The sequence below is a fragment of the Kitasatospora sp. NPDC001660 genome, assembly GCF_053596725.1.
Genome location: NZ_JBSFGU010000004.1, coordinates 12862 through 38585, shown reverse-complemented (window position 1 = coordinate 38585; position 25724 = coordinate 12862). Strand labels below are relative to the sequence as shown.

The 25724-nt window shown below is 73.2% G+C and carries 25 protein-coding genes; 7 read left to right on the top strand and 18 right to left on the bottom strand.

What is annotated here, in order from left to right:
* Nucleotides 1-114: 114 nt before the first annotated feature.
* The 8 genes from ACWCXH_RS05505 to ACWCXH_RS05470 all read right to left on the bottom strand — a co-directional run bounded on the left by ACWCXH_RS05505 (nt 115) and on the right by ACWCXH_RS05470 (nt 7458).
* Nucleotides 115-1284: an aliphatic sulfonate ABC transporter substrate-binding protein gene (locus tag ACWCXH_RS05505; protein ID WP_449800014.1), complete on the bottom strand. Its 1170-nt coding sequence runs from the start codon at nt 1282-1284 to the stop codon at nt 115-117.
* A gap of 243 nt (nt 1285-1527) precedes the next feature.
* Complete coding sequence (locus ACWCXH_RS05500; protein ID WP_449800013.1) at nt 1528-2874, bottom strand: sulfate adenylyltransferase subunit 1; 1347 nt, start codon at nt 2872-2874, stop codon at nt 1528-1530.
* Nucleotide 2875: 1 nt separating this feature from the next.
* Nucleotides 2876-3808: a sulfate adenylyltransferase subunit CysD gene (gene cysD, locus ACWCXH_RS05495; RefSeq protein ID WP_449800299.1), complete on the bottom strand. Its 933-nt coding sequence runs from the start codon at nt 3806-3808 to the stop codon at nt 2876-2878.
* A 20-nt stretch (nt 3809-3828) separates the two neighbouring features.
* Nucleotides 3829-4410, bottom strand: a complete 582-nt coding sequence (cysC, locus tag ACWCXH_RS05490; RefSeq protein WP_449800298.1) for an adenylyl-sulfate kinase — start codon at nt 4408-4410, stop codon at nt 3829-3831.
* Between the two features lie 48 nt (nt 4411-4458).
* A complete protein-coding gene (locus ACWCXH_RS05485) occupies nt 4459-5160 on the bottom strand; it encodes a phosphoadenylyl-sulfate reductase (protein WP_449800012.1) in 702 nt (233 codons plus the stop codon).
* The gene (locus ACWCXH_RS05480; protein WP_449800011.1) at nt 5141-5320 is read right to left on the bottom strand and encodes a hypothetical protein; all 180 of its coding nucleotides are present in this window, start codon (nt 5318-5320) and stop codon (nt 5141-5143) included. Before ACWCXH_RS05480 ends, ACWCXH_RS05485 begins: the two co-directional genes overlap by 20 nt.
* Before the next feature lie 130 nt (nt 5321-5450).
* Nucleotides 5451-7175 carry a nitrite/sulfite reductase gene (locus ACWCXH_RS05475; RefSeq protein ID WP_449800010.1) on the bottom strand — a complete coding sequence of 575 codons (1725 nt, stop codon included), beginning with the start codon at nt 7173-7175 and terminating at the stop codon, nt 5451-5453.
* A gap of 199 nt (nt 7176-7374) precedes the next feature.
* Nucleotides 7375-7458, bottom strand: coding sequence for a putative leader peptide (locus ACWCXH_RS05470; RefSeq protein WP_310593185.1), 84 nt, complete (start codon nt 7456-7458; stop codon nt 7375-7377).
* A 187-nt stretch (nt 7459-7645) separates the two neighbouring features.
* Here ACWCXH_RS05470 and ACWCXH_RS05465 point away from each other — a divergent pair, with 187 nt between their 5' ends.
* Nucleotides 7646-8941 carry a YihY/virulence factor BrkB family protein gene (locus ACWCXH_RS05465; RefSeq protein WP_449800009.1) on the top strand — a complete coding sequence of 432 codons (1296 nt, stop codon included), beginning with the start codon at nt 7646-7648 and terminating at the stop codon, nt 8939-8941.
* Between the two features lie 203 nt (nt 8942-9144).
* Here ACWCXH_RS05465 and ACWCXH_RS05460 read toward each other — a convergent pair whose 3' ends face one another.
* Nucleotides 9145-10872: an FtsW/RodA/SpoVE family cell cycle protein gene (locus ACWCXH_RS05460; protein WP_449800008.1), complete on the bottom strand. Its 1728-nt coding sequence runs from the start codon at nt 10870-10872 to the stop codon at nt 9145-9147.
* A gap of 186 nt (nt 10873-11058) precedes the next feature.
* On the opposite strand from ACWCXH_RS05460, the gene ACWCXH_RS05455 reads away from it, so the two are divergent.
* Together ACWCXH_RS05455 and rsgA are read left to right on the top strand one after the other, a co-directional pair.
* Entirely contained in the window at nt 11059-12180 is a 1122-nt protein-coding gene (locus ACWCXH_RS05455) for a cytochrome c oxidase assembly protein (protein WP_449800007.1), read from the top strand.
* Between the two features lie 426 nt (nt 12181-12606).
* The gene (rsgA, locus tag ACWCXH_RS05450; protein ID WP_449800297.1) at nt 12607-13668 is read left to right on the top strand and encodes a ribosome small subunit-dependent GTPase A; all 1062 of its coding nucleotides are present in this window, start codon (nt 12607-12609) and stop codon (nt 13666-13668) included.
* Nucleotides 13669-13717: 49 nt separating this feature from the next.
* On the opposite strand, the gene ACWCXH_RS05445 is transcribed toward rsgA, so the two are convergent.
* A complete protein-coding gene (locus ACWCXH_RS05445) occupies nt 13718-14173 on the bottom strand; it encodes an ASCH domain-containing protein (protein ID WP_449800006.1) in 456 nt (151 codons plus the stop codon).
* A gap of 221 nt (nt 14174-14394) precedes the next feature.
* Between ACWCXH_RS05445 and ACWCXH_RS05440 the strand changes: the two genes are divergently transcribed.
* Both ACWCXH_RS05440 and ACWCXH_RS05435 read left to right on the top strand, forming a co-directional pair.
* Nucleotides 14395-15966: a DNA-3-methyladenine glycosylase 2 family protein gene (locus tag ACWCXH_RS05440; protein WP_449800005.1), complete on the top strand. Its 1572-nt coding sequence runs from the start codon at nt 14395-14397 to the stop codon at nt 15964-15966.
* Nucleotides 15963-16472, top strand: coding sequence for a methylated-DNA--[protein]-cysteine S-methyltransferase (locus ACWCXH_RS05435; protein ID WP_449800004.1), 510 nt, complete (start codon nt 15963-15965; stop codon nt 16470-16472). Before ACWCXH_RS05440 ends, ACWCXH_RS05435 begins: the two co-directional genes overlap by 4 nt.
* Before the next feature lie 78 nt (nt 16473-16550).
* Here ACWCXH_RS05435 and ACWCXH_RS05430 read toward each other — a convergent pair whose 3' ends face one another.
* Nucleotides 16551-17072 (bottom strand): GNAT family N-acetyltransferase, encoded by a 522-nt coding sequence (locus tag ACWCXH_RS05430; RefSeq protein ID WP_449800003.1) that lies wholly within the window; start codon nt 17070-17072, stop codon nt 16551-16553.
* A gap of 42 nt (nt 17073-17114) precedes the next feature.
* A complete protein-coding gene (locus ACWCXH_RS05425; RefSeq protein ID WP_449800002.1) occupies nt 17115-17615 on the bottom strand; it encodes a MarR family winged helix-turn-helix transcriptional regulator in 501 nt (166 codons plus the stop codon).
* A 146-nt stretch (nt 17616-17761) separates the two neighbouring features.
* Here ACWCXH_RS05425 and ACWCXH_RS05420 point away from each other — a divergent pair, with 146 nt between their 5' ends.
* Nucleotides 17762-19273, top strand: coding sequence for an MFS transporter (locus ACWCXH_RS05420; RefSeq protein ID WP_449800001.1), 1512 nt, complete (start codon nt 17762-17764; stop codon nt 19271-19273).
* On the opposite strand, the gene pth is transcribed toward ACWCXH_RS05420, so the two are convergent.
* From pth to ACWCXH_RS05400, 4 genes are all read right to left on the bottom strand, one after another.
* Nucleotides 19221-19817: an aminoacyl-tRNA hydrolase gene (pth, locus tag ACWCXH_RS05415; protein WP_449800000.1), complete on the bottom strand. Its 597-nt coding sequence runs from the start codon at nt 19815-19817 to the stop codon at nt 19221-19223. The genes ACWCXH_RS05420 and pth overlap by 53 nt on opposite strands.
* Before the next feature lie 186 nt (nt 19818-20003).
* Entirely contained in the window at nt 20004-20720 is a 717-nt protein-coding gene (locus ACWCXH_RS05410) for a DUF305 domain-containing protein (RefSeq protein WP_449799999.1), read from the bottom strand.
* The gene (locus tag ACWCXH_RS05405) at nt 20717-21379 is read right to left on the bottom strand and encodes a DUF3105 domain-containing protein (RefSeq protein WP_449799998.1); all 663 of its coding nucleotides are present in this window, start codon (nt 21377-21379) and stop codon (nt 20717-20719) included. The genes ACWCXH_RS05410 and ACWCXH_RS05405 overlap by 4 nt, the downstream gene beginning before the upstream one ends.
* 101 nt (nt 21380-21480) lie before the next feature.
* Entirely contained in the window at nt 21481-21972 is a 492-nt protein-coding gene (locus ACWCXH_RS05400) for a hypothetical protein (protein WP_449799997.1), read from the bottom strand.
* Nucleotides 21973-22256: 284 nt separating this feature from the next.
* Between ACWCXH_RS05400 and ACWCXH_RS05395 the strand changes: the two genes are divergently transcribed.
* Nucleotides 22257-23921 carry a protein phosphatase 2C domain-containing protein gene (locus ACWCXH_RS05395; RefSeq protein ID WP_449799996.1) on the top strand — a complete coding sequence of 555 codons (1665 nt, stop codon included), beginning with the start codon at nt 22257-22259 and terminating at the stop codon, nt 23919-23921.
* A 22-nt stretch (nt 23922-23943) separates the two neighbouring features.
* Here the strand turns inward: ACWCXH_RS05395 and ACWCXH_RS05390 are convergent, their stop codons facing one another.
* Nucleotides 23944-24543, bottom strand: coding sequence for a TetR/AcrR family transcriptional regulator (locus tag ACWCXH_RS05390; RefSeq protein ID WP_449799995.1), 600 nt, complete (start codon nt 24541-24543; stop codon nt 23944-23946).
* 129 nt (nt 24544-24672) lie between these two features.
* On the bottom strand, nt 24673-25722 hold the full coding sequence (locus ACWCXH_RS05385; protein WP_449799994.1) for an agmatine deiminase family protein: 1050 nt from the start codon (nt 25720-25722) through the stop codon (nt 24673-24675).
* Nucleotides 25723-25724 lie beyond the last annotated feature (2 nt).

Below are 25724 nucleotides of genomic sequence, written 5' to 3'. Positions count from 1 at the left end.
TGGCTGGGGCAAGGGGCTGGAGCCGGGGTCCGGCCCCGCCCGTCCGGTGGGCATCGATCGGGGATCGACCGGTCGGGCGGGGGCCCGGACCGCGGAACTGGAGGGGCGGCGGCGCTACTTGGTGCCGAGTCCGGCGTCCGCCACGGGGCCCTGGCCCTTGGCCGCGAGCACCTTGTTCAGCAGGGAGAGGTCGTAGATCCCGTTCAGGTTCGGCTTCTTGAGCAGCCCGGCCGTCACCGCGTGGTCGGCCTCGGCCTGCAGGGTGCCGGCCAGCGGGTCGTCCAGGAAGTCGATGTCCGACCAGGCCGGGTCGAGGACGGCCGGCTCCAGGGCGTTGCCGGAGTCCTTCTTGATGGCCTCGTTGGCGTCGGCCTTGGCCTTGTCCGGGTTGGCCTTGATGAAGGCGTTGGCGTTCACCGAGCCGCGCAGCACGGCCTCCACCACGTCCGGATGCTCCTTGAGGAACTTCTGCGAGACGATGATGTTGGTGATCACGAACTTCTTGTCCGGCCAGACGTCCTTCTCGTTGAGCAGGACCTTCGCGCCGAGGGTGACCAGCTTGGAAGCGGTGGGCTCGGGCACCCAGGCACCGTCGATGGAGCCCTGCTTGTAGGCGTCGGGGGTGACCTTGTTGTCGGTGCGCACCACCGAGACGTCGCCGGCGCCGGAGCTCGGGTCGACCTTGTAGCCCTTGCCGGCCAGGTAGTTGAGCAGCGCCACGTCCTGGGTGTTGCCCAGCTGCGGGGTGGCGATCTTCTTGCCCTTGAGGTCGTCGAGGGAGGAGACCTTGTCCGGGTTGACGACGAGCTTGACCCCGCCGGAGGCCGAACCGCCGATGATCCTCAGCGACTTGCCGTCGGACTTGGTGAAGCCGTTGATCGCGGGGGAGGGGCCGATCCAGCCGATGTCGATGGAGCCGGCGTTGAGCGCCTCGATCTCGGACGGGCCCGCGTTGAAGACCTGGGTCTTGATCTGGGTGGCGCCCAGCTCCTTCTGGAACAGGCCCTCCTGGAGGCCGACCAGGGCGGTACCGTGGGTCAGGTTGGCGAAGTAGCCGATCTTGACGGTGTCGGCGGAGAGCTTCGCGCCGGCGGCCGGAGCCCCGGAGGCGGCGGCGGAGTTGGCGTCGCCGGAGGACTTCCCCTCGGCCTGGGAGCCGTAGCCGCAGGCCGACAGCAGGGCGACGGCGGCCAGGCCGGCGACGGCGGCCGCGGCGGAGCGTCTGGTCCGGCCGGCGTTGGGGCGTGCCTGGCTATGCCGGAAGAGGGTGTGCGAGGGTGCCATGGTGGTGTCCTGTTCGTGGACGGACCGTCAGCAGGCGGTCTCGGGGCGGGAGGTCGGAAGGGTGTCGCTTGCGGCATCACGAATGCCGGGCAGGCCGGACGCTGCGGGGGAGGCGGCCCGGTGACAGGGCTCCTCAGCCCTGTCGGCCCGCACATCGGGTCAGGCCGCCCTGGCCGCTGCCGAGGACGCCGCTGCCGATGCGGCCGCCTTCCTTGTCCATGCCCGAGAACGCCTCGCTGGGCATCAGACCCAGTCCTCCTCTTCGGTGGCGTCGTTGGCGTCGGTGCTGCGTACGGTGTCGAAGGCCTCGCCCGCCATGCCGGCGGTGAGGGTGGTGCCGTCGGCCGGGTCGATCAGGAGGAAGGACCCGGTGCGGCGGTTGTCGGAGTAGGAGTCGAGGGCCAGCGGCTCGGCGGTGCGCAGCACCACGTGGCCGATGTCGTTGACGTTGAGCCCGCTGTCGCCGGAGCGCCGTTCGAGGGTGTCGCCCGCCTTGGTCGGCAGAGCGATGCGGTAGGAGATCTCCTTGACGAGCGCGCGGACGGTGCGGGTGGTGTGCTTGAGGAGCACCTTGTCCCCGGCGCGCAGCGGCCGCTCGTTGAGGTGGCTGACGGTGGCCTCGATGTCCTTGGTGGGGACGGGGGCGGGGCCGGCGGCGATGAGGTCGCCGCGGGAGATGTCGATGTCGTCGGCGAGGCGGACGGTGACCGACTGGGGGGCCCAGGCGATGTCCGTCTCCTCACCGAGCGCGTCGATGCCGGCGACGGTGGTGGTGTGGCCGGAGGGCAGCACGGTGACGGCGTCGCCGACGCGCAGCACGCCGGAGGCCAGCTGGCCGGCGTAGCCTCGGTAGTCGGGGTGCTCCTCGGTCTGCGGACGGATCACGTACTGGACGGGGAAGCGGGCGGGCTCGGCGCTCGGGTCGCTGCCGACCGGGACGGTCTCCAGGTGTTCGAGCAGGGTCGGGCCGCCGTACCAGTCCATGTGGGCGGAGGGCTCGACGACGTTGTCGCCGGCGAGGGCGGAGATCGGGACGGCGAGGACGTCCTTGACGCCGAGGGAGGCGGCGTAGGCGGTGAACTCGGCGGCGATGGCGGCGAAGACGGGCTCGGCGTAGCCGACGAGGTCCATCTTGTTGACGGCGAGGACGACGTGCGGCACGCGCAGCAGGGCGGCGACGGCGGCGTGCCGGCGGGTCTGCTCGACGATGCCGTTGCGGGCGTCGACGAGGACGACGGCGAGCTCGGCGGTGGAGGCGCCGGTCACCATGTTGCGGGTGTACTGCACGTGGCCCGGGGTGTCGGCGAGGATGAACCGCCGTGCGGGGGTGGCGAAGTAGCGGTAGGCGACGTCGATGGTGATGCCCTGCTCGCGCTCGGCGCGCAGGCCGTCGGTGAGCAGCGCGAGGTCGGGCGCGGCCTGTCCGCGATTGCGGGAGGCGTGTTCGACGGCCTCCAGCTGGTCGGCGAGCACGGACTTGGAGTCGTGCAGCAGCCGGCCGACGAGGGTGGACTTGCCGTCGTCGACGGAGCCGGCGGTGGCGAAGCGCAGCAGCGACGTGGCGGTGGCTTCCCGGGTGGTGCTGGTCATGTTAGAAGTACCCCTCGCGCTTGCGGTCTTCCATCGCGGCCTCGGACAGCTTGTCGTCGGCGCGGGTGGCGCCGCGCTCGGTGAGGCGGCTGGCGGCGATCTCGGCGATCACGGCCCGGATCGTGGTGGCGTCGGAGTCGACGGCGCCGGTGCAGGACATGTCGCCGACCGTGCGGTAGCGGATCAGGCGCCGCTGGACGGGCTCGTCGTCCCTGGGCCCGCCCCACTCGCCGGCGGTGAGCCACATGCCGTTGCGGGAGAAGACGTCGCGCTCGTGCGCGTAGTAGATCTCGGGCAGGTCGATGCCCTCGCGCTCGATGTACTGCCACACGTCGAGCTCGGTCCAGTTGGAGAGCGGGAAGACGCGCACGTGCTCGCCGACGGCGTGCCGGCCGTTGTAGAGCGACCACAGCTCGGGGCGCTGGCGGCGCGGGTCCCAGGCGCCGAACTCGTCGCGCAGGGAGAAGACGCGCTCCTTGGCGCGGGCCTTCTCCTCGTCGCGGCGGCCGCCGCCGAAGACGGCGTCGAAACGGTTCTTCTCGATCGCGTCGAGCAGCGGGACGGTCTGCAGCGGGTTGCGGGTGCCGTCGGGGCGCTCACGCAGGACGCCGCGGTCGATGAACTCCTGGACGTGGGCGACGTGCAGGCGCAGGCCGTGCTCGGCGACGACGCGGTCGCGGTAGTCGATGACCTCGGGGAAGTTGTGCCCGGTGTCGACGTGCAGCAGCGAGAAGGGGACCGCGGCGGGGCGGAACGCCTTCAGCGCCAGGTGCAGCATGACGATGGAGTCCTTGCCGCCGGAGAACAGGATCACCGGGCGCTCGAACTCCCCCGCGACCTCGCGGAAGATGTGCACCGACTCGGCCTCCAGCGCGTCCAGGTGGGACAGCGCGAAGGGCCCTCCCGAATTCCGGCCGGAGTCGTCGGCCTGCACCTTGTTCTGGGTCGCGGTGGTCACGCGAGGCCCCTTTCGGTCAGGAAGGCGTGCAGCTCGGCGGCGGACTCGGCGACCGCGCGGCCCTGTGTCTGGAGGCGCAGCTCCGGGTCCTGCGGGGCCTCGTACGGGTCGTCGACGCCGGTGAGACCGGAGAGTTCGCCGGCCGCCTGCTTCGCGTACAGGCCCTTGACGTCCCGCTCGGCGCACAGCTCGACCGGGGTGGCGACGTGGATCTCCAGGAACTCGGTGCCGGCGGCGGCGTGCCGCTCGCGGACGGCGGCGCGCGAGTCGGCGAACGGGGCGATCACCGGGGCGAGCACCTTGACGCCGTTGGCCGCCAGCTTCTCGGCGACGAAGCCGATCCGGGTGACGTTGGTGTGCCGGTCCTCGCGGGAGAAGCCGAGGCCCTTGGAGAGGAACTCGCGGATCTCGTCGCCGTCCAGGACCTCGACCCGGTGGCCCTCGGCGCGCAGCCGCTCGGCCAAGGCGTTGGCGAGCGTGGTCTTGCCCGCGCTCGGCAGCCCGGTCAGCCACACGGTGGCGCCGCGCTCGCAGGGGGTGGCCGCGCGGGCCGCCTCTGCGGCTCCGTCAGCGGCCAGGGTGTGTGCTGTCACGGTTCAGTCCTTCAACGAGAGTTGGCCAGGGGATCAGAGGTGGATGCCGCACTCGGTCTTGCCGGAGCCGGACCAGCGGCCGGCCCGGGCGTCCTCGCCCTCGGCGGGCTTGCGGGTGCAGGACAGCGGCGAGCAGCCGATCGAGGTGTAGCCCTCCCACAGCAGCGGGTTGAGCAGCACCCCGTTCGCGGCGACGTAGGCGTCCACGTCCTCCTGCGTCCAGCGGGCGATCGGGGCGAGCTTGACCTTGCGGCGCTTCGGGTCCCACGCCACCACCGGGGTGCCGGCGCGGGTCGGCGACTCGTCGCGGCGCAGCCCCGTCGCCCACGCGTCGTACGCGGCCAGGCCGCGGTTCAGCGGCTCGACCTTGCGCAGCGAGCAGCACAGGTCCGGGTCGCGGTCGTGCAGGTGCGGCCCGTACTCGGCGTCCTGCTCGGCGACGCTCCGGCGGGGCGTCAGCGTGATCACGTTGACCGGCATCGTCGCGGCGACCGCGTCCCGGGTGCCGATGGTCTCGGCGAAGTGGTAGCCGGTGTCCAGGAAGACCACGTCCACGCCGGGGAGCACCGAGGAGGCGAGGTGGGCGACGACCGCGTCCTCCATGGAGGAGGTGACGCAGAACCGCTTGCCGAAGGTGTCGGCGGCCCACCGCAGGATCTCCTGCGGGGTCGCCTCCTCCAGCTCGCGGCCCGCGGCGGTCGCGACCGCCTCGTAGTCAGTCGTGGTGCTGTTCATTGGACGTACCCCCGTGAGTCGCGGACAGCAGGCCGAGGAACTTCAACTGGAAGGCCCGGCGGCAGCCGTGGCATTCCCAGGCGCCGTGCCCGGCCTCGGAGGGACGCAGGTCCTCGTCGCCGCAGTAGGGGCAGAAGAACGGTGCTGCTCGCTCGCTCATTGCCCACCTCGCTCCGCTCGGCGTCCGCTCCGCGAGACGCGCCCCTGCTGATCGGCTCTCTCTCCCCCGGCCTCCGGCCCGGGGGCACCTCCCGGCCGCCGGGCCGGAGGCGGGTAGGCCCGTCGCTCGTTCACGACAGCTGCTCCTCGTTCGCCCGGGCCGCCCACTGGGCGAAGCGCTCGCCCTCGGCGCGGTCGGCCTGGTAGCGGGTCAGGAGGCGCTCGACGTAGTCGGGCAGGCCCTCGCTGGTGACCTTGAGGCCGCGGACCTTGCGGCCGAAGCCGGCCTCCAGGCCCAGCGCGCCGCCCAGGTGCACCTGGTAGCCCTCGACCTGGTTGCCGTGCTCGTCGGTGACCAGCTGGCCCTTGAGGCCGATGTCGGCGACCTGGATGCGGGCGCAGGCGTTCGGGCAGCCGTTGATGTTGATGGTCAGCGGCTCGGCGAAGTCCGGCAGGCGCTCCTCGAGTTCGTCGATGAGGGTGCGCCCGCGCTCCTTGGTCTCGACGATGGCGAGCTTGCAGTACTCGATGCCGGTGCAGGCCATGGTGCCGCGGCGGAACGGCGACGGTGTGACCCGCAGGTCGAGCGCCTCCAGGCCGGCCACCACCGACTGGACCTGGTCCTCGGCGATGTCGAGGATCAGCATCTTCTGCTCGGCGGTGGTGCGCACCCGATCGCTGCCGTGGGCCTCGGCGAGGTCGGCGATCCGGCCGAGCAGCTTGCCGTCCACCCGGCCGACGCGCGGCGCGAAGCCGACGTAGTACCGGCCGTCCTTCTGCTTGTGGACGCCGACGTGGTCGCGCCAGCGGGCGGCGGGCTCGGCGGGGGCGGGGCCGTCGGCCAGCTCGCGCTTGAGGTACTCGTCCTCCAGCACCCGGCGGAACTTCTCCGCGCCCCAGTCGGCGACGAGGAACTTCAGGCGGGCGCGGTTGCGCAGCCGGCGGTAGCCGTAGTCGCGGAAGATGCCGATGACGCCGCCGTAGACGTCGGGCACGTCCTCCAGCGGGACCCACGCGCCCAGGCGCACGCCGAGCTTCGGGTTGGTGGACAGCCCACCGCCGACCCACAGGTCGAAGCCGGGCCCGTGCTCGGGGTGGACGACGCCGACGAAGGCGACGTCGTTGATCTCGTGCGCGACGTCGAGCATCGGGGAGCCGGAGACCGCGGACTTGAACTTGCGCGGCAGGTTGGAGAAGTCGGGGTTGCCGATGAAGCGGCGCTGGATCTCCTCGATGGCGGGGGTGCCGTCGATGATCTCGTCCTCGGCGACGCCGGCCACCGGGGAGCCGAGGATGACGCGCGGGGTGTCGCCGCAGGCCTCGGTGGTGGACAGGCCCACGGCCTCCAGCTTCCGCCAGATCGCCGGCACGTCCTCGATCCGGATCCAGTGGTACTGGACGTTCTGGCGGTCGGTCAGGTCGGCGGTGTTGCGCGCGTACTGCTCGGAGACCTCGGCGATCGCGCGCAGCTGGGCGACGGTGAGCCGGCCGCCGTCGACGCGGACGCGGAGCATGAAGTACTCGGCGTCGAGCTCGTGCGGCTCCAGGATCGCGGTCTTGCCGCCGTCGATGCCCTCCTTGCGCTGGGTGTACAGGCCCCACCAGCGCATCCGGCCGCGCAGGTCGGCGGGGTCGATCGAGTCGAAGCCCCGGTGCGCGTAGATCGTCTCAATGCGCGTCCGCACATTGAGACCGTCGTCGTCCTTCTTGAACTGCTCGTTGGCGTTCAGCGGCGTGTGGTGGCCCATGCCCCACTGGCCCTCCCCGCGGTGGCGGGTCACCTTGCGGGCCGCGGCGGGGCGGCGCGCGGCGGCGCGGTCGGCCGTGGGCTCGACGGTCTCGGGGGAGGTGGCCATGGTGAAGTCCTTCGGGGCAGGTGGCTCTGACGCCGGGTGGGTCGCTGGGCGTGCTCGGCCGGGCGGTGCTGCTGTGACCTGCTGTTTCTCAGGGCCGTGAGGGCAGTGACCGGGCCGGGCGGGCGCCTTGCGCATCCGCTCTTTGCGGGGACGGCGGGGTGGGTGGCGCCGGGGTGCGGTGGTGGCGGCGGGGTGGGGCTCAGGTCACCGGACAGATGGCGCTGGACACGCGAAGGAGATCGACGTGGAGTCGACCTACCAGGGTGGTTCCGGCGCTAGGCATGGCAAGAGATTCGCACGGCGCACGACTCGCGGTCCACTAACGTCCGCATCGTGGACGCTCAGGTTTCGCCAGATGGGACGGTCGAGCGTTCCCACCGCTCCCCCCGCCGCCCGCCCGCCACCCGGCGACCGCACGCCGGAGCCCCGCCGAGATCAACCGGACAGGCCCGCCCGATACCGTTAGCCCTGTGCAAGCAGCAGGCGATACGAGCAAACCGCACCCCGAGCGGCCCTCCCGGCGCCGGGGCAAGGGCTCCCGGCGCGCGGCCAAGCAGGCCACCTGGCGCCGCACGGCGTGGGAACTGGTCAGGGACACCACCAACACCTGCGTCGAGTACCGGGTCACCGGCCTCGCCGCCGAGGCGGCCTTCTTCACCCTGCTGTCGATCCCGCCGCTGCTCCTCGGCCTCGCCGCGACCCTCGGCTATCTCGACGAGTTCCTCGGCGCCGGCACCATCGAGCGGCTCAAGCACGACATCATCGCGGCCTCCGGGACGGTCCTCTCGGACTCCTCCGTCAACCAGGTCGTCGTACCGCTGCTCAGCCAGGTGTTCGACCACACCCGGCCCGACCTCATCTCGATCGGCTTCCTGCTGTCGCTGTGGTCCGGCTCCAGGGCGCTCTACATCTTCATCGACACCATCACCGTCATGTACGGGCTCGACGGCAAGCGCGGCATCGTCAAGACCCGCCTGATGTCCCTCGGCCTCTACCTCGGCGCCCTCGCCATCGGCTCCCTCGTCCTGCCCCTGCTCATGGCCGGCCCCGGCCTCGTCGAGAACGCCGTGCAGGGCATCGCCGGGCTCGTCGGCGCCGCCTACTGGCCGGTCGCCATCGTCCTGCTGATCGTCTCCCTGACGACGCTCTACCACCTCGCCGTGCCCGTCTCCACGCCCTGGCGCGAGGACATCCCCGGCGCGCTCGTCGCCCTCGTCGTCCTCGTCTTCTGCAGCGTCGCCCTGCGCCTCTACCTCGTCAGCTCCGTCGAGGGCCACAGCGTGTACGGCTCGCTGGCCGCGCCCGTCGCCGTCCTGCTGTGGATCTTCGTCGTGGCGCTCGCCGTCCTCATCGGCGCCGCCATGAACGCGGCCATGGACCGTCGCTGGCCCACCCTGGAGACCGCCGACGCCCGCGCCGAGAACGAGCGCGCTCACGAGGCCGCCGCCGCGGCCATGGTCCGCGAGGTCGCCGCCCGGCGGGCCGCCGAGCGCGCCCGCCGGGCCCGCGAACTCGGCCTCGCCGAAGGCGCCGAGGAGGACTGGGGCGAGGACGAGGACGAGGACGTCGACGTCCCCTCCGAGTACCCCGAGCGCTGGGCCGACGTCCTCGCCGCCGACAACGTGCGTGGCCGCCTCACCGCCCGCGGCGGCCCCCACCACCGGCCCGCCCCGCCCGCGCCCGACAGTGACCGGCCCACCGCCCCGCCCCCCGAGTACCCGCTGCCCGGCTACCCGCCCAGGCCGCCCTGGGACCAGCAGCGGTAGGACGGACAGGGCCTCCCCCGCGGGTGCGGGGGAGGCCCTGTCGTGCTTGCCGCCCGTGCTCTGCTCGCGGCGCTTGCGTTGTTCGGCGGTCCCGCCTTTTCAGGCGTTCCTGCGTTGTCCGGCGTTCAGGCGTTCCTGCGTTGTCCGGCGTTCCCGCCGTGTCGGGTGTCCCTGCCGCCCTGTCGGGTGCTCCTGGGAGGCCGTCAGGCGGTCGCCGGGTTCTGGTTGGGCGGGTACGGCCCGGACGGGTGCGTCGGCGGGTGGAAGCCGCCGCCCAGCGTGCCCGACCCGGACGGATCCGGCGCCACCGGGTAGCCGGGGGCCGTCGGGAAGTCCGCCACCGCGCCCGGGTGGCCGGCCTGCTGCGGACCCGGCTCGGACGCCGACTCCGGCTGCGCCGGCGGGCCGGCGGGCTCCGGCTCGGACGGCGTGCCCTGCGGGGGCGTCCGCCCCGGCGACTGGCCCGGCGTCTGCCCCGACGACTGCTCCGCCGGCGCCGGGCGCTTCACGGCCACGGCCTGCACCGGGAACTCGGGACTCGGCAGCGCCGGCTCCAGCGCCGTCCGCCCCGCCGAGTCGCTCAGCTTGATCAGCAGAGCGACCGTCAGCCAGTTCGCCAACAGCGACGAACCACCCGCCGCCAGGAACGGCAGCGCCTTGCCGGTCAGCGGCACCAGCCCGCTCACCCCGCCGACCACCACGAACACCTGCAGCGCCAGCGCCGTCGACAGACCCGTCGCCAGCAGCTTCCCGAACGGGTCGGTCAGCCCGACCGCCGTCCGCAGCCCCCGCTGCACCAGCAGCAGGTACACCAGCAGGATCGCCGTCACCCCGGCCAGGCCCAGCTCCTCGCCGATCGTCGTGAAGACGAAGTCGCTGCGCCCGGCGAAGCCGATCAGCCAGGGCCGGCCCGAGCCGAGGCCCGTCCCGGTCAGGTGCCCGGTGCCCAGGCTGAACAGCGCCTCGGCCGGCTGGTCGGAGATGATCGCCTTGTCGTGCACCGGCTTGTAGATGTCGAGCGGGTGCAGCCACGCCTCGACGCGCCCGTGCACGTGCGGCTCCAGGGTGCCGACCACCGCCGCGCCGCCGACCGCCATCAGCAGGCCGAGCACCACCCAGCTGGTGCGCTCGGTCGCCACGTACAGCATCACGACGAACACGCCGAAGAAGATCAGCGAGGTGCCGAGGTCGCGCTCGAAGATCAGCACCAGCAGGCTCATCGCCCAGATCGCCAGCACCGGCCCGGCGTGCCGCCCGCGCGGCAGGGTCATCCCCCAGATCTTCCGGCCGGCCAGCGCGAGCGCGTCCCGCGAGGCCATCAGATAGCCCGCGAAGAAGATCGTGATCGCGACCTTGACGAACTCGTCCGGCTCGAAGGAGAGCCCGAACAGGCGGATCCAGCGCTTGGCGCCGAAGTCCTCCGGGCGCCCGGGGAAGAACGCGGGCGCGGCCAGCAGCACCAGCGCCCCCGCCATCAGGATGTAGACGTAGCGCTGGAAGAACCGGTGGTGCTTGATGAACACGACCAGCGCGAGCGACACGACGACGGCGATGAACACCCACATGAACTGCTGCGGCGCGGCCGGGATCTTCTGGAAGTCGCCCTTCTTCGCGTGCGCCGCCGCGTAGGAGACGTCCAGCCGGTCCAGCAGCATCAGCCCGAAGCCGGTCAGGAACACGCCGAGCGGCAGGATCAGCGGGTCCGCGTACGGGGCGAACCGGCGCACCGCCATGTGCGCCGCGGCGGCCAGCCCGCCCAGGGAGAGGCCGTGCATCAGCAGGCCGGGCGGCATCTTGCCGTCGCTCAGCGCCATGCGGGCGTCGATGTGTCCCGCCAGACAGACGGCCACCGCGAGGGCCAGCAGGCCCAGCTCGATGTTGCGGTGGCGCGCCGCCAGCCGGCGGCCCTCGCCGCGTGCAGTGCTTTGCACCCTTGTCGTCCCCTTGTTGTCACCCACGTGGCCGGTATGCCGACGGTGCATCCTGCCAGACGAACGCGCCCCTCCGCCGGTTGCACAAGGGGACGGAACGGGGCCAAAACTTTGCCTTGGCAAAGTTTTGGCTTGTTTTGGCAAAGTCTTGTTCAGGGCGGGGTATAGAGAGGGGCCCTGGCCGCGGTGATCCACCGCCGACCGGCCATGATGGCCGGGCGCCGCGCGTTCCGTACGGACGGCGGCGCGCCACCCCGTCCGGTCGGGCGGCGGAACGGCGACGGCAACGGCGTGGACGAGGTGGGCGGACGGATGGACGGCTCGGTGCAGGCGCTCGGCTACAGCGGGCCGCCGACCTGGCAGTGGTCCGACCTCGCCACCTCGTGGACCGCCGAACCCCTCGTGCTCGGCCTCTCCGTCCTCCTCGGCGCCTGGTACCTCCTCTCCGTGCGCTCCGTCCACCGGGCCGGCGGCGAGCGGTGGCAGCCCACCCGCACCGCGGCCTTCCTCGGCGGACTGCTCCTGTGGATCTGGGCCACCTGCTCGGGCCTCGGCGTCTACGACCGCATCCTCTTCACCGACCGGGCCGTCCAGGTCGTCCTGCTGCTGATGGTCGTCCCGCTGCTGCTCGCGCTCGGCGCGCCGGTCTCGCTCCTCGTCGAGTCCTCGCCCGAGGGGCGGCGGGAGCGGCTCCTGCGGGCGCTGCGCAGCAAGCCGTCCAAGGTGCTGATGTTCCCGGCCGTCTCGACCGCGCTGCTGATGGCGCCGCCTTGGCTGCTCTACTTCACGCCCTGGTACGACTGGTCGGTGTCCAGCGGGACCGGGAACATCGTGCTGCACCTGTCCCTGGTGCTGCTCGGCCTCGCCTACTTCTGGCCGCGGCTGCAGATCGACCCCGTCGGGCACGAGTACCCGCACCTGGTCGGCCTGTTCATCACCTTCGCCGAGGTGATCTTCGACGCGGGGCTCGGGATCGTGCTGATCTACGGCGGCCACCTCGTCGCCGAGCACCACTACGTCGCGCTCGGGCGGCCCTGGGGGCCGAGCCTCGCGCAGGACCAGACTTGGGGCGGCAACGCCTTCTGGGTGCTGGGGGACCTGGTCGGTCTGCCGTTCCTGGCCGCGCTGGTGCGGCGCATGGTGGTGCAGGGGCGGGAGGAGATCAGGGCCGTGGACGCCGAACTGGACGCCCGCTTCGAGGAGGCCGCCGCGCAGGCGCGGGCCGAGGGACGCGAGGAGGAAGAGGAGACGGGGATGCGGCCCTGGTGGCTCGACGACCCCAACCTCAAGCACCGCTACGGCGGCTGAGCCTGCCCTTCCGGGAAATTCCTGGTATTTCCGCAGGTCAAAAACCTGTTGGCGGGAGAATGCCCGTCCGCTAGCGTGTGACACGTCCGGTTCGGGGGCCCTGAAGGGCCGCCCGAGGAGAAGAGAGCAGGAGGTGAACCCCGTGGTCGTTGTCGCCCCGATAGCTGCCCTGGGCAGCACGCGCGTTCACCTCCTTTTCCCGGCCGCCGGCTGACGTTCCGAGCCAGCCGTAGCCCGCCGGGACCATCTCCTCCCGAAGGGCCCACTGCGTTGTTCAACGCTGCCTCCGTTCCGTCGTGCCCGTCTTCCTTCTCTTCCTCGGTTTCCTCTTCCTTCTCCGAGTCGTCCTTCTCCGAGTCGTCCTTCTCCGAGTCGTCCTTCTCCGAGTCGTCCTTCTCCGAGTCGTCCTCCGCGTCGGTTGGCGCGCTGTCCGGCTACGGCTGGACCGCCGAACTCGCCGAGCTGTTCGCCCCGCTCGCCGAGGCCGGCCTCGTCCCGGCCCGCATCGTCCGCGTCGACCGCGGCCAGTGCGACGCCGTCCTGGCCGACCCCGAAACGGGTCAACCGCGCACCGTCCGGCTCGACACCCGCCCGGTCGGCGACGCCGACATGATCAACTGCCCGTGCACCGGCGACTGGGCCGCCGTCGACCTCGACGCCCAGCCGATGGCCGCCGTCGCCGTGCTGCTGCCGCGCACCACCGCGATCATCCGCAAGGTGGCCGGCAAGCGCTCCGACGGCCAGGTGCTCGCGGCCAACGTCGACACCGTCCTGATCGCCGCCTCCCTCGCGGCCGACCCGGACCTCGGCCGGATCGAACGCTTCCTCGCCCTCGCCTGGGAGTCCGGCGCCGAACCCGTGGTCGTCCTCACCAAGGCCGACCTCGTGGACGACGCCGACTTCATCCGCGCCGACGTCGAAGGCGTCGCACCCGGCGTCACCGTGCTCGTCGTCAGCGCCGAGACCGGCGAGGGCGTGGACGTCCTGCGCGCCCGCATCCCCGGCACCACCGCCCTCATCGGGCAGTCCGGTGTCGGCAAGTCCACCCTCACCAACGCCCTGGCCGGCGCCGACGTCATGAGCGTCCAGGCCGCCCGCGCCGTCGACCAGAAGGGCCGCCACACCACGACCACCCGCGAGCTGATAGCGCTGCCCGGCGGCGGCGTGCTGATCGACACACCCGGCCTGCGCGAAGTCGGCCTCTACGGCGGCGAGGGCGTGGACCTGGCCTTCGCCGACATAGCCGACCTGGCCGAGGAGTGCCGCTTCCACGACTGCGGCCACCACACCGAGCCCGGCTGCGCCGTCCAGGCCGCGCTGGCCGACGGCACGCTGCCGCAACGCCGGTGGGAGAGCTACCGCAAGCTCCAGCGCGAGAACGAGTGGATCGCGTCGCGCTCGGATGCCCGGCTCGCGTCGGCGCGGTTGAAGAAGTGGAAGGCGATCACCAAGTCGATGCGGAAGGAGGGCAGTTCGGTCCGGCGCTGACGTCGCACGCACCGCCCGGCCGCGGCCGGCCTCCGCAGAGCGGCTGCGCTCAGCGGAGGTCGGCGAGCACGCGGAAGCGCTCCAGCACCACCGGAGTGGTGTCGTCCACGGTGAAACCCGGGTCACCGAGGGCGGCGCGCATCTCCGGGCCGTGCCAGAAGCGCTCGTGCGCCGAGCGCCAGGCGGCCACCGAGGCGTACCCCTCGCCCTCGTCGAGCGCGTGCCGCAGGTCGACCTCGGCGAGCGGGACCACCTGGACGTCCGTGGTCTCGATCACGGCGACGGCTCGGCCGTCCGAGTCGAGCATCGCCGAGCGCTCGCCAGCCTGGGGTAGCGGGTCGCCCGCGTGCTCGTAGTCGGCGAGCAGGCCGGTGGTGGTGGTCTTGGCACCGCCGAGGACGGACGCGACCAGGGTGTCGCGGAGCGGGCCGGGGAATACGAATTCGAGCGGACGCAGGGCGACGACGCGCGGGTCGTCCGAGGCGGTGTAGGGCTGTTCGCTCATGCGGCCGAGCGTAGCCGCCGGCCGGGCCCCGGGCCCGGGTTTATCGGGCCCGAGGCGGCCCGGCCGCCCGGGCCCGAGGAAGAGAGGCCTCGCCCCTCCCGGAGGGGGGCGTGGGCGGGCGTGGGGACAGGGATCGGGCGGTGGGTGGGGCATGGGCGGATGCCGATCGGATGGGTGGGAGGGGGAGGGGGAGGGGGGAGGGGGGAGGGCCCCCAACGGTCATGTCCGATTCCCGCCAGTCGGGCCCCCTCCGGTGCCGCAGACTGGACAGCGTGATCGACGACGACATCCGGTACCGAGCCGTGGACAGCCGTGACTCCCGCTTCGACGGGATCTTCTTCACGGCCGTCACGACGACCGGTATCTACTGCCGGCCGAGCTGCCCCGCCGTGACTCCCAAGCGCGCCAACTGCGTCTTCTACCCCAGCGCCGCCGCCGCCCAGGGCGCCGGCTTCCGCGCCTGCCGCCGCTGCCGCCCCGACTCGGTGCCCGGCTCGCCCGAGTGGAACCACCGCGCCGACCTGGTCGGCCGGGCGATGCGCCTGATCGGCGACGGCCTGGTCGACCGCGAGGGTGTCGCCGGCCTCGCCCACCGCCTCGGCTACAGCGCCCGCCAGCTCCAGCGCCAGCTCACCGCCGAACTCGGCGCCGGCCCGATCGCGCTCGCCCGCGCCCGCCGCGCCCAGACCGCCCGGCTGCTCCTCCAGACCACCGAACTCCCGGTCACCGACATCGCGTTCGCGGCCGGCTTCGCCTCCGTCCGGCAGTTCAACGACACCGTCCGTGAGGTCTACGACCGCACCCCCAGCGGCCTGCGTGCCGAGGTCGCCGCCGGCCGTCGCATCGCGACCCCGGCCGGCGGCCTCACCCTCCGCCTCGCCTACCGCGGCGCGATCGACAGCGACCACGTGATCGACTTCCTCGCCCTGCGCACCGTCCCCGGCGTGGAGGAGGTCGTCCCGGGCGCGCGCCCCGGCGTCCGCACCTACCGTCGCACCCTCGCGCTCCCGTACGGCCACGGCATCGCCGAGGTCGACGGGCTCGCGCCGGGCGAGGAGCGCACCCGCGGCTGGCTCGACTGCCGTCTCTTCCTCGCCGACCTGCGCGACCTGCCGACCGCCGTCCAGCGTCTGCGCGTCCTGTTCGACCTCGACGCCGACCCCGACGCCGTCGACGAGCAGCTCGGCGCCGACCCGGTCCTCGGCCCGCTGGTCCGCGAGCGCCCCGGCCTGCGCTCGCCCGGCCACGTCGACCCGCACGAGCTCGCCGTCCGCGCCGTCCTCGGCCAGCAGATCAGCGTCGGCGCGGCCCGCACCCTGGCCGGCCGGCTCGCCGAGAAGTACGGCACCGCCCTGCCCGAGCCCAACGGCGGCCTGCGTCTGCTCTTTCCGACGGCGGCCGCCCTGGCCACCGCCGACCCCGGGGACTTCGCGATGCCCGCCGCCCGCCGCAGGGCGCTCACCGGCCTCTGCGCCGCCCTCGCCGAGGGCGTGGTCCGGCTCGACAGCGGCGTCGACCGGGAGGAGTCCGCCGCCCAGTTGCTGGCCCTGCCCGGCATCGGCCCCTGGACGGTCGGCTACCTGAGGATGCGGGCGCTCGCCGACCCCGACGTCTTCCTCCCGAGCGACATCGGCGTCAAGCACGGCCTCACCCGCCTCGGTGCCCCCGGCGACCCCAGGTCCGCCTCCCGCGCCGCCGAGGCCTGGGCCCCTTGGCGCTCCTACGCGGTCCACCGGCTGTGGGCCGGGTCCGCGAGCACCACCAGTACCGGAACGGAGAACGCACGAGCATGAGCACCACCGTCTTCACGACCATGGAGAGCCCGTTCGGGCAGCTGCTGCTGAGCGGGGTCCAGCCCGACGACGGCGGTCCGGCCGCGCTGGCCACCGTCACCGCCCCCGGCCAGAAGTACGCCCTCGCCGAGCCCGCCGACGACTGGGTCCTCGACCCGCAGGCGCTCGCCGAGCCCGTCGCCCAGCTCGCCGCCTACTTCGCCGGCGAGCGCACGGAGTTCGACCTGTCGCTCGCCCCGGAGGGCACCGAGTTCCGGCGGCGGATCTGGGCCGCCCTGGACGGGATCCCGTACGGCGGGACCGTCACGTACGGCCAACTCGCCGCGATGGCGGGCGAGTCGCCGCGCGCGGTGCGCGCCGTCGGCGGTGCCGTGGGCGCCAACCCGCTCCTCATCGTCCGCCCCTGCCACCGCGTCCTCGGCGCCAACGGCTCCCTCACCGGCTTCGCCGCCGGCGTGGACCGCAAGCGCTGGCTGCTGGAACTGGAGAGCGGCACGCTCTTCTGAGGGGTCTTCTGAGGGGTCTGCTGGGGGTCTTGCTGGGGGGCTTCTGAGGCCAGGCCGCCGCGGAAGCCGACGCCCCCGCTACCCGGCCCGCGGAGCCCGCAGGTCGACGCGCCAGTTGTGGCTGCGCATGAAGCGGCCGGGCGGGAACTCGAAGTCGGTCTCCCCGAGGAGCGTGAAGCCGGCCTTCGCGCAGACGGCGTTCGACGCGGCATTGTCGACCGACGGGAACGCGTGCAGGTACCGGTGCCGGGCCTCGCGGCGGGCGGCGGTGACGGCCGCTCGGGTCGCGGCAACGGCGATGCCCCGGCCCTGGTAGGACGGGAGGACGTTCCACCCCATCTCGTGGACCGTCTCGCCTTCCCACGTCCGGGTGCCGTAGCCCACGGTGCCGACGGACTCGCCCCCGGGGAGCAGCACGATCCGGTACATGCAGCCCAGGCCGGACGGGACGAAGTCGAGGTAGCGGCCGTGCCGGACGAGCAGTTGCTCCTCGGTCTCCGGGCCGCCGACGTGCTTCTTCATCTCCGGCGCGTTGACCCGGCGCAGCAGCGCGAGGTCGGCGTCCGTCCAGGGTTCGAGGTGTACCTGTGCCGTGTCCACGACAGGGAAGGTAGCGCTCGCCGGGCGGTCGTGACCAGCGGTCTACGCGGCGGGAGGGGTGGGTTCGGCGAGGGCGCGGGCGAGTTGTTCGAGGGCGGGCAGGGCCTGGACGACGGCGTCGCGGTCGGCGGGGGCGAGGGTGCCGAGCGCGCCGGCGATGCGGCGTTCGTGGGCGTGCTGCCAGTCGTCGAGCTGGCGCTGTCCGGCCGGGGTGAGGGCGATGCGGGCGGTGCGGCGGTCGCCGGGGTCGGCCTGGCGGTCGACGAAGCCGGCGTCGAGGAGTTTGCCGACGAGTCCGCTGACGGTGTTGGGGGCGAGCCGCTGGCGGGCGGCGAGTTCGCCGACCCGCAGGGGTGCGGCGGCGAGGGTCTGGAGGAGTTCGACCTGCGCCATGGGCAGGGACTCCCACGGGTAGTCGGTGCGGATGCTGCTGCGCAGGGCGCGGCGCAGGCGGGTGACGACGTCGGTCAGCCGGCGGGCGTGTTCGACCGACGTTTCGGGGGTTCCGGTGGCGGAGTCGGGAACGTGCGGTGACGACGGCATGGCGGACAGCGTATCGCCTGGTACTGGCCTCTCCGCCCGCCCGGTGGGGGCCTCTGCGTCCACGTCTGGGCCCGCTGCGCCCCGCACTCGTCTGATTGCGAGCAGGTCGTTGAAAGAACATGTCTGCATCGGATATATTTACTGGCATGAACGCCACCGCCTTTGCCGCGTGGCTGCTCACCGAGCATCCACGACCCCGCGGCGTAGCCGGCTGGCGACACGCCCACTGGCTGGCCGTCGGCACCGTGTGTCTCGGCGCCTTCCTCGGCCAGCTCGACGCCAGCGTGATCGCCCTGGTCTTCCCGGCCATCGGCCACCACTTCGGCGCGGGCTTCGCCGCGGTCGAGTGGGTCGCCCTCGCCTACCTGCTCGTCCTGGTCGCCCTGCTGGCCCCGGTGGGCTGGGCGTCCGACCTGATCGGCCGCAAGACGATGTACATCGGCGGCTTCGCCGTCTTCGGCCTGTCCTCGCTCGGCGCCGGGTTCGCCGGCACCCTCTGGATCCTGGTCGCCTGCCGGGCCGTCCAGGCCGTCGGCGCCGCGATGATGCAGGCCAACAGCGTCGCCCTGGTCGCGCGCGGCGTGCCCGGGCACGCGATGCGGCGCGCGCTCGGCATCCAGGCCGCCGCCCAGGGCCTCGGGTTGGCGCTCGGGCCGAGCCTCGGCGGGCTGCTGGTCGAGCACGCGTCGTGGCGGTGGGTGTTCTGGGTCAACGTGCCGATCGCCGTGTTCGGCATCATGGCCGGCTGGTACCTGCTGCCACGCACCAGGGCGGAGCGCCCGGCCGCGGCGCCGAAGCCCCGCCGCGCCGCCGCGCCGGGGTCCCGCGGTGGCGTCGCGCAGGCGCCCGGCTTCGACTTCCCCGGGATGCTGCTGCTCGCCGGCGCCACCGCGGCGCTGCTGCTCGCCCTGTCCACCGCCTCCGGCCTGCCCCTGCCCGGCTGGCTCGTCGCCGTCCTGCTGACCGCCTCCGCCGTCCTCGCGCTCGCGCTGGTGCGCCAGGAGCGGCGGGCCGCCCGGCCGATCCTGGCGCCGGGGCTGGTCAACACCCCGGGCGTGCGGTCCGGGCTGGTGGTCGCGCTGATCGGCTACCTGCTGCTGTTCTGCCCGCTCGTACTGGGCCCGGTGCTGCTCACCGGCGCGGGGGTGTCGACGGCCCGCGCGGGCCTGGTGATCACGCTGCTGCCCGCCGCGTTCGCGGTCGCCGCGACGGTCGGCGGCGGGCTGCTGCCCCGGGACTGGTCGGACGTGACCAGGTGCCGCTTCGGCGCGGTGGTGGCGGGTGCCGGGCTGCTGCTGTTCGCCGTGCTGCCGGTCTCGGGCGCGGCGGTGGCGGCCCCGCTGCTGGTCGCCGGGTACGGGCTGGGCCTGCTGCTGCCGGCCAACAACGCCCTGGTGATGCGGGCGATCCCGGCGCAGTGTTCGGCGGTCGGCGGCGGCATGGTGAACATGGCGCGCAGCCTCGGCACGGCGCTCGGCATGGCGCTGTCCGTCCTCGGCGTCCACCTGGCGGGCGCGGCGTCCGGTGGTCGGACGGTGCTGCTCGTCCTCGCGGCGGTCGCGGCGGCGGCCGTGGTCCTCGCAGGGCCGCCCGCCGCGCACGTTCCTAGCCGGGAAGGGACGGCGCGGAGGCGTTCAGCGCGTCCTGGGCCCGGTTGAGGCCGCGCTGCACGAGTGTCTCCAAGGCGTCCGCGCAGCGGTCCAACACGCCCGGCAGCGCGGCCAGTTCGGCGTCGGAGAACTTCTTCAGGACGAAGTCGCCGATGCTCTGTCCCTTCGGCGGGCGCCCGAGGCCGAAGCGCAGCCGGACGAAGTCGCGGGTGCCGAGGACGTCGCCCACCGAGCGCACCCCGTTGTGCCCGCCCGGGCCGCCGCCGCGCTTGAGCTTGCAGGAGCCGAACGCGTAGTCGAGGTCGTCCTGCACCACCACCAGCTGCTCGACGGGGACGCCGTACCGCCGCATCAGGCCGGCCACCGGGCGGCCGGACAGGTTGATGAACCACTGCGGCTTGGCGAGCAGCACCCGTCGGCCGCCGACCTCGATCTCGGCGACCTGGCTGCCGATCGCGCGCCGCCGGAACCGCGCGCCGTGCCGCTCGGCGAGCCGGTCGACGGCGAGGAAGCCCGCGTTGTGCCGGGTGAGCCGGAACCACGGGCCGGGGTTGCCCAGGCCGGCGATCAGCCAGGGGGCGTCGGGGGTCATCTCGGTGCTCCAGGGAGGGCGAAGAGGGAAGAGGCGAAGAGGGAAGAGGCGAAGAGGGAAGAGGCGAAGAGGGAAGAGGGGCGAAGAAGAAGGAGAAGGCGAAGCGGGAAAAGGAAACGGGTGCGGTGGGGACGGAACGGACCGTCCCCACCGCACCCCCGGCCAGCGGGCCGTGCGGACTCTGGGTCAGGAGGTGGGCACGCCGGGGGCGGCGCCGCGCTCCTTGAGCATGTCGGTCATCAGCTCCAGCTCGGAGGTCTGGGCGACCACCATCGACTGGGCGAGCCGCTTCTCGGTGTCGTTCTTCGCCAGGTCCACGTAGCCCTGGGCCATCTCGACGCCGCCCTTGTGGTGTTCGATCATCAGCTGCAGGTAGTACACCTCGGCGTCCCGGCCGCTGAGCGTGCGCAGCTTCGCCAGCTGGGCGTTGGTCGCCATGCCGGGCATCAGCGAGCCGTCGTGGGCCTGGTAGTCGTGGTCCATCTTCATCCACGCCATCGGCTTGGCCGCCGAGTTCTGCGACAGCCCCCACTGGTCGAGCCAGCCCATCATCATGCCGCGCTGGTTGGCCTGGGTGTTGATGATGTCGAACGCGAGGGTGCGGGTCGGCTCGTCGCCGGTGCGGTCGCGGACGATGAACGACAGGTCCACCGCCTGCTGGTGATGGGTCGCCATGTCGCGGGCGAACCCGGCCTCGGGCGAGTCGTCCGCCGGGACGGACAGCGAGGACGAGCCGGAGGCCGACGTTCCGCTCGCCACCAGGGCCGGCACTCCGAGCGCCAGCGCGACGGCGGCGGCCAGCGCGGCCGGCCACCACAGGCGGCGGCGGGGCCGGGCGGCGGCCTGCGGCTCCTCGACGGCCTGCGGGTCCCCGGCGGCGGCCCCGGGCTCCGCGGCGGTCACATCTGCCCCATGGTGCAGGAGGCGCCCGGCTCCTGGGTCTGCTTGCCCTGGACGTACTTGGTGAAGAACTCGTTCACCCGGGGGTCGCTGGCGCTGTCGACGATCAGCTGGGTGCTCCAGGCGTTCAGGGTGATGGTGCCCTGCTCGTCCGGGTAGGGGCTCATGAGCGAGTACGGGGTGGCCTTGACCTTGTCGGAGAGGGTCTTGATGTCCTCGGGGGTGGCCTTGCCGTTGTACGTCACCCAGACCGCGCCGTGCTCCAGCGAGTGGACGGCGCGCTCGTTCTCGACCGGCTTGTCGTAGACGTGGCCCATGCAGTCCAGCCAGATCGCGTTGTGGTCGCCGCCGACCGGCGGGGTCATCGGGTAGTTGACCTTCTCCTTGACGTGGTTGCGGCTCAGGTCGCCGAAGGTCTTCACGCCCGGGATGTCCGCGTTGGCGGCGGCCTCCTGGGCCTTCTTCTTGTCGTTCTGGTCCTTGAGGACCCAGGCGATGGCGCCGCCCGTGCCGGCCACCAGGACGCACGCGGCCACGATGGCGATGATCTTGTTGCGGCGGTCACGGCGCTGCTCGGCGGCGCGCAGCTCGGCGATCCGGGCGCGGCGGTCGTTGACGGGCTGCTGCTTGTTCTTGTTGGACTGCTTCGAGGCGGAACCCATGGTGGTTGTCCTTGTCCCCGCGCGCGCCCGGCTGCGGGCGCGGCGGTCGGCTGAAGTGGGGCGGAGGGCGGATCCGTCCGGTGCCGGACGGCGGGTTCCGCTCAGGACCGGTGTACTTGGAGCTCGTGCAGATCTGGTGCGGGGTGCGGGCCGACGAGCAGCCCGGCGGGCACCACCCGGGGCAGCGCCTCGGACGCCTGCGTGTGCGGTGACACGGCCGGCTGCGGGTGCGGCGGCGGGTTCGGAAGCTGGGCGTCCTGGGCGCAGTACGGGTGGCTGGAGCAGCCGTTGTCGCGCTGCGGCGGACGGCCGTCTGCCGAGCACCAGGTCCAGTGACGCGGTTCGTCGACGTGCAGGTGGTGGTCGGCGGCCTTGGCGGTGTGGCCGGTCGTGCTCGCGGCGGCCGTGACCAGGACCACCGTGGTGGTCGCGGTGGTCGGCGCGGGGGAGTCCTGGTCGGCGGCCATCGCCCGGCCCGTGCACGGCAGCGCCGTCAGCAGCGCGACCAGCAGCAGGATCCACAGCACACCCGCCGGGCGGCCCGCCGCTGCGGCCCTCCCCGGTCGGGGTGAGCTGGGGGCCGACACGGTCATGGGCACATTTAATCAGCCGAACGAGTGATGCGATGCCCCTCTCCTGGCCCCATTTTCGGCCGCCAATGGCACCGAACGGCACGGAAACGCCCTGCTCCGGGCACTTCCGGCAAGCCAGGACGGAACGGGAACGAACGCGGTTGGCGGACCGGGTGGCCGGGATCGCCCCGGTCGGTGTCCGGTTGTCGCCGAAACCCGGACAGCGTCGTTGCACTCGGAGACAATGACGTCGAGTCCGGCCCCGCCGGGGGCGGCGCGATCACGGACCGACCAGGAGCCGCCAGATGAGCCAACAGGGTGCACCCGCCCAGCCCCACCGGTCCGACGACGGCTGGTGGGACACCGTCTACGACGGCCCGGCGGGCACCCTCCCGGACACCCCCGGGGCGGACCCGGGCGAGGGCAGCGTCGACGACTGGTTCGACACGGCGGCGGGCCTGGTCGCGCCGCAGCGCACCGGCGAGCAGGCGCGGACGGAGGCGGCGGCCGCGACCGTTGCCGCGACGGCGCCCGGGGCCGAGCGGGACAGCTTCGACGACTGGTTCGACACCGCGCTGGGCGTGATCGGCCAGCAGGGACCGTCGACGGAGACGCACAGGTTCCCGGCGCCGGAGTTCCGGACGGGCCCCGTTTCGCCCGGCAAACCGGACGCGCCGGAGCCGGTGGCGGTCGCGGAGCCCGAGCCCACCGCCGATGTCGCCCCGGCACCCGAGTCGGCACGGACGCCGGATCCGGATCCGGATCCGGATCCGGAGCCGGAGGCGGTGCACGCCTCGCCGTCCGAACCCCAGCCGGACCGCGTGCCGGAGCCAACGGCGGTGGCGGGCGCGCGGATTGAGCCCGAGGCCGTCCGCGTTCCCGAGCCGGAGCCTGATCACGCGCCTGATCACGCGCCGGAGCCCGAGTCGGAGGCCAGGCCTGCGGCGGCGGCGGACCCGCGGCGCGAGCCCGAGCCGGCCGGCACGTCCGCCCCCGAGCCGGCCGCCTCGCCCCGGCCCGTCGTCCGTTCGCCGCTGGCCGGTGCCGCGGACGCCGTGCCGCACGTGGGGGCGCGCCCGCCGACGTACGGTCCGGAGCCGACGGCCGTGCCGGAGGCGGACCCGGGGGCGCTGGGGAATGTCGTGCCGGACACCGTCCTGGAGGGCGCCCAGTACGGGTCGGCCATCGTGCGGGCGGTCTCCGTGCGCGGGGACTCCGCCCGCTACCGGGGCGAGCCGCGCCGGGACGCGCTGCTGGTGACGCGGTTCGGCGACGGCCCGGACGGGCTGCTGCTCGCGGTGCTCGGCGGTTTCGACCGCAGCGGTCCGGCCGCCGACGAGGCCGCCGACGAGGCCGTCCCGCCCGAGGTCGTCAGCACCGCGACCGGCGAGGCCTGCCGGCAGCTGGCGGCCGCGGTCGGCCGCAGCCGGGCCGGCCTCGCGGCCGACCTGCGGGACGCCGCCCGCGACCGGCTCCGCTACGGCCTGCAGCGGCTGGCCACCGGCGCGGCGGCCCCGCTGCGGGCGCTGGCGCCGCGCGGGGAGGACGGTCCGTCCCCGGCGTCGCTGCACTGCCTGATGGTGTCGCTGGACCCGGCGGCCGGCTACCGGGCGGCGTTCGGGGTCGGCCCGGGCGGGCTCTACCTGTTGCGCTCCGGCCACTGGATCGACGCCTACGCGGCCCAGCTGCTGCACCACCCGGACGGTGCGCCGCCGGTGCCGGACGGGCCGGTGCCGCAGCCGCGTGCGTTCCGTTTCCGGTTGGTCCCGGCGACGCCGGGTGACATCCTGCTGCTCTGCACGCCGGGCCTGGCGGGCCCGATCGCCGACGAGCCGGCGGTCGCCCACTTCCTGTCCTCGCACTGGGCCCACCCGCACCCGCCGGGCACGGTCGACTTCCTGCGCCAGGTACAGGTCCGCGCCAAGGGCTACGCCGACGACCGCACGGCCGCCGCCGTCTGGACGGATTAGCTCACGGGCCGGACGGAGCGGCTCACGCGCGCAGCAGGATCCCCGCCACCGCCGTGGCGTGGGCGAGGGCCGCGTCGAGGCGGGTGCCGGGGAGGCCGAGGGCGAGGGGGACGGCGAGCCCGTCGAGGAGCGCGCGGATCCGGGTGGCGCGGTCGGCGGCGGGCCCGGGGGTGAAGTGTCCGCCGACGGTGCCCTCGTCGATGAGGGCGGCGAGGTCGGACTGCCAGGGGGCCTCGATGTCCTGCTGCCCCTGGCGGAGTTCGGCGCTGGCGGGGGAGCGGCCCCACACCTCGACCCAGAGGATCCAGCGCGGGTCGCCGGGCCCTTCGGGGAGGTAGAGACGCAGGTAGGCGTCGAGGCGCTGCCAAGGGTCGAGGGTGTGGTCGGTGAGGGCCTCGTGGCGGCGGGTGCCGAGCTGGTCCTCGCTCCAGCGGAGGGTTTCGAGCAGCAGCTGGTCCTTGCTGCCGAAGTAGTAGAGCAGGTGTCCGGCGCTCATCTGGAGCTGTTTGCCGAGGCCGGCCATGGTGAGTTTGGCGAGCCCGTGTTCGGCGATCGCGGCGCGGGCGGTGGCGAAGACCTCCTCGCGGGGGCGTGCCGGTCGGCGCGGGCGGGCGTCCGCCATCTGTCGTGCTCTCCCTCGACGGAATACGGAGGTCTGGGAATACGGAGGTCTCGGAATGAGGTCTCGGAATACGGAGGTCCGAACGCTGCCGGAGCGGGGCGAACAGGCCCCGCTCCGGCAGCGGGGGCGTCAGGCCTCGGGCTTGGGCTGCTGCTGGGTGATGCAGTGGATGCCGCCGCCGTTGGCGAAGATCTCGCGGGCGTCGACGAGTTCGACGGTGCGCCCGGGGTAGGCCTCGCCGAGGATGTCGGCGGCCTCCTGGTCGCGCGGGTCGTCGAAGCCGCACAGGATGACGGCGCCGTTGGCCACGTAGTGGTTGATGTAGGAGTAGTCGACGGGCTCGCCGTCCTCGTCGAACAGCACGGTGGGGGCGGGCAGTTCGATGACGTCGAGCCGGCGGCCCTGCGCGTCGGTGGAGGCGCGAAGGACGGCGACGAGCTCCCGGCAGACCTCGTGGTCGGGGTGGGCCGGGTCCGGCTGGACGTGGGCGACGACGACGCCGGGGCGCACGAAGGAGGCGACGATGTCGATGTGGCCGCGGGTGCCGAACTCGTCGTAGTCGCGGGTGAGTCCGCGCGGCAGCCAGATCGCCTTGGTGGTGCCGAGGAAGGCGTGCAGCTCGGCCTCGACCTGCTCCCTGGTCCAGTCGCTGTTGCGGCCCTCGCCGAGCTGGACGGTGTCGGTGACGAGCACCGTGCCCTCGCCGTCGACGTGGATGCCGCCGCCCTCGTTGATGAGGCGGGAGGCGAAGCGCTGGACGTCGGTCAGTTCGCTGATGTGCTCGGCGATGTGCTGGTCCTTGTCCCAGCGGGCCCAGGACTGGGCGCCCCAGCCGTTGAAGATCCAGTCGGCGGCGGCGAGCGAGCCCTTGCCGTCGATCAGGAAGGACGGGCCGATGTCGCGCATCCAGGCGTCGTCCAGCGGGCGTTCGACGATCTCGACCTGCTCGGAGACGTACTTGCGGGCCTGCTCGGTCTCGCCGGTGTTGACGATGAGGGTCACCGGCTCGTACCGGACGACGGTGTTGGCGACCGCGGCCCAGGCCTCGCGGCCGGCGTGCAGGTTCTCGGGGGTGTCGAAGGTGGGGTTGGCGGTCGGGAAGGCCATCCAGGTGCGGTCGTGCGGGTGCCATTCGGCGGGCATCCGGTAGCCGAGGGAGGCGGGCGTGGGGGTGGTCATCG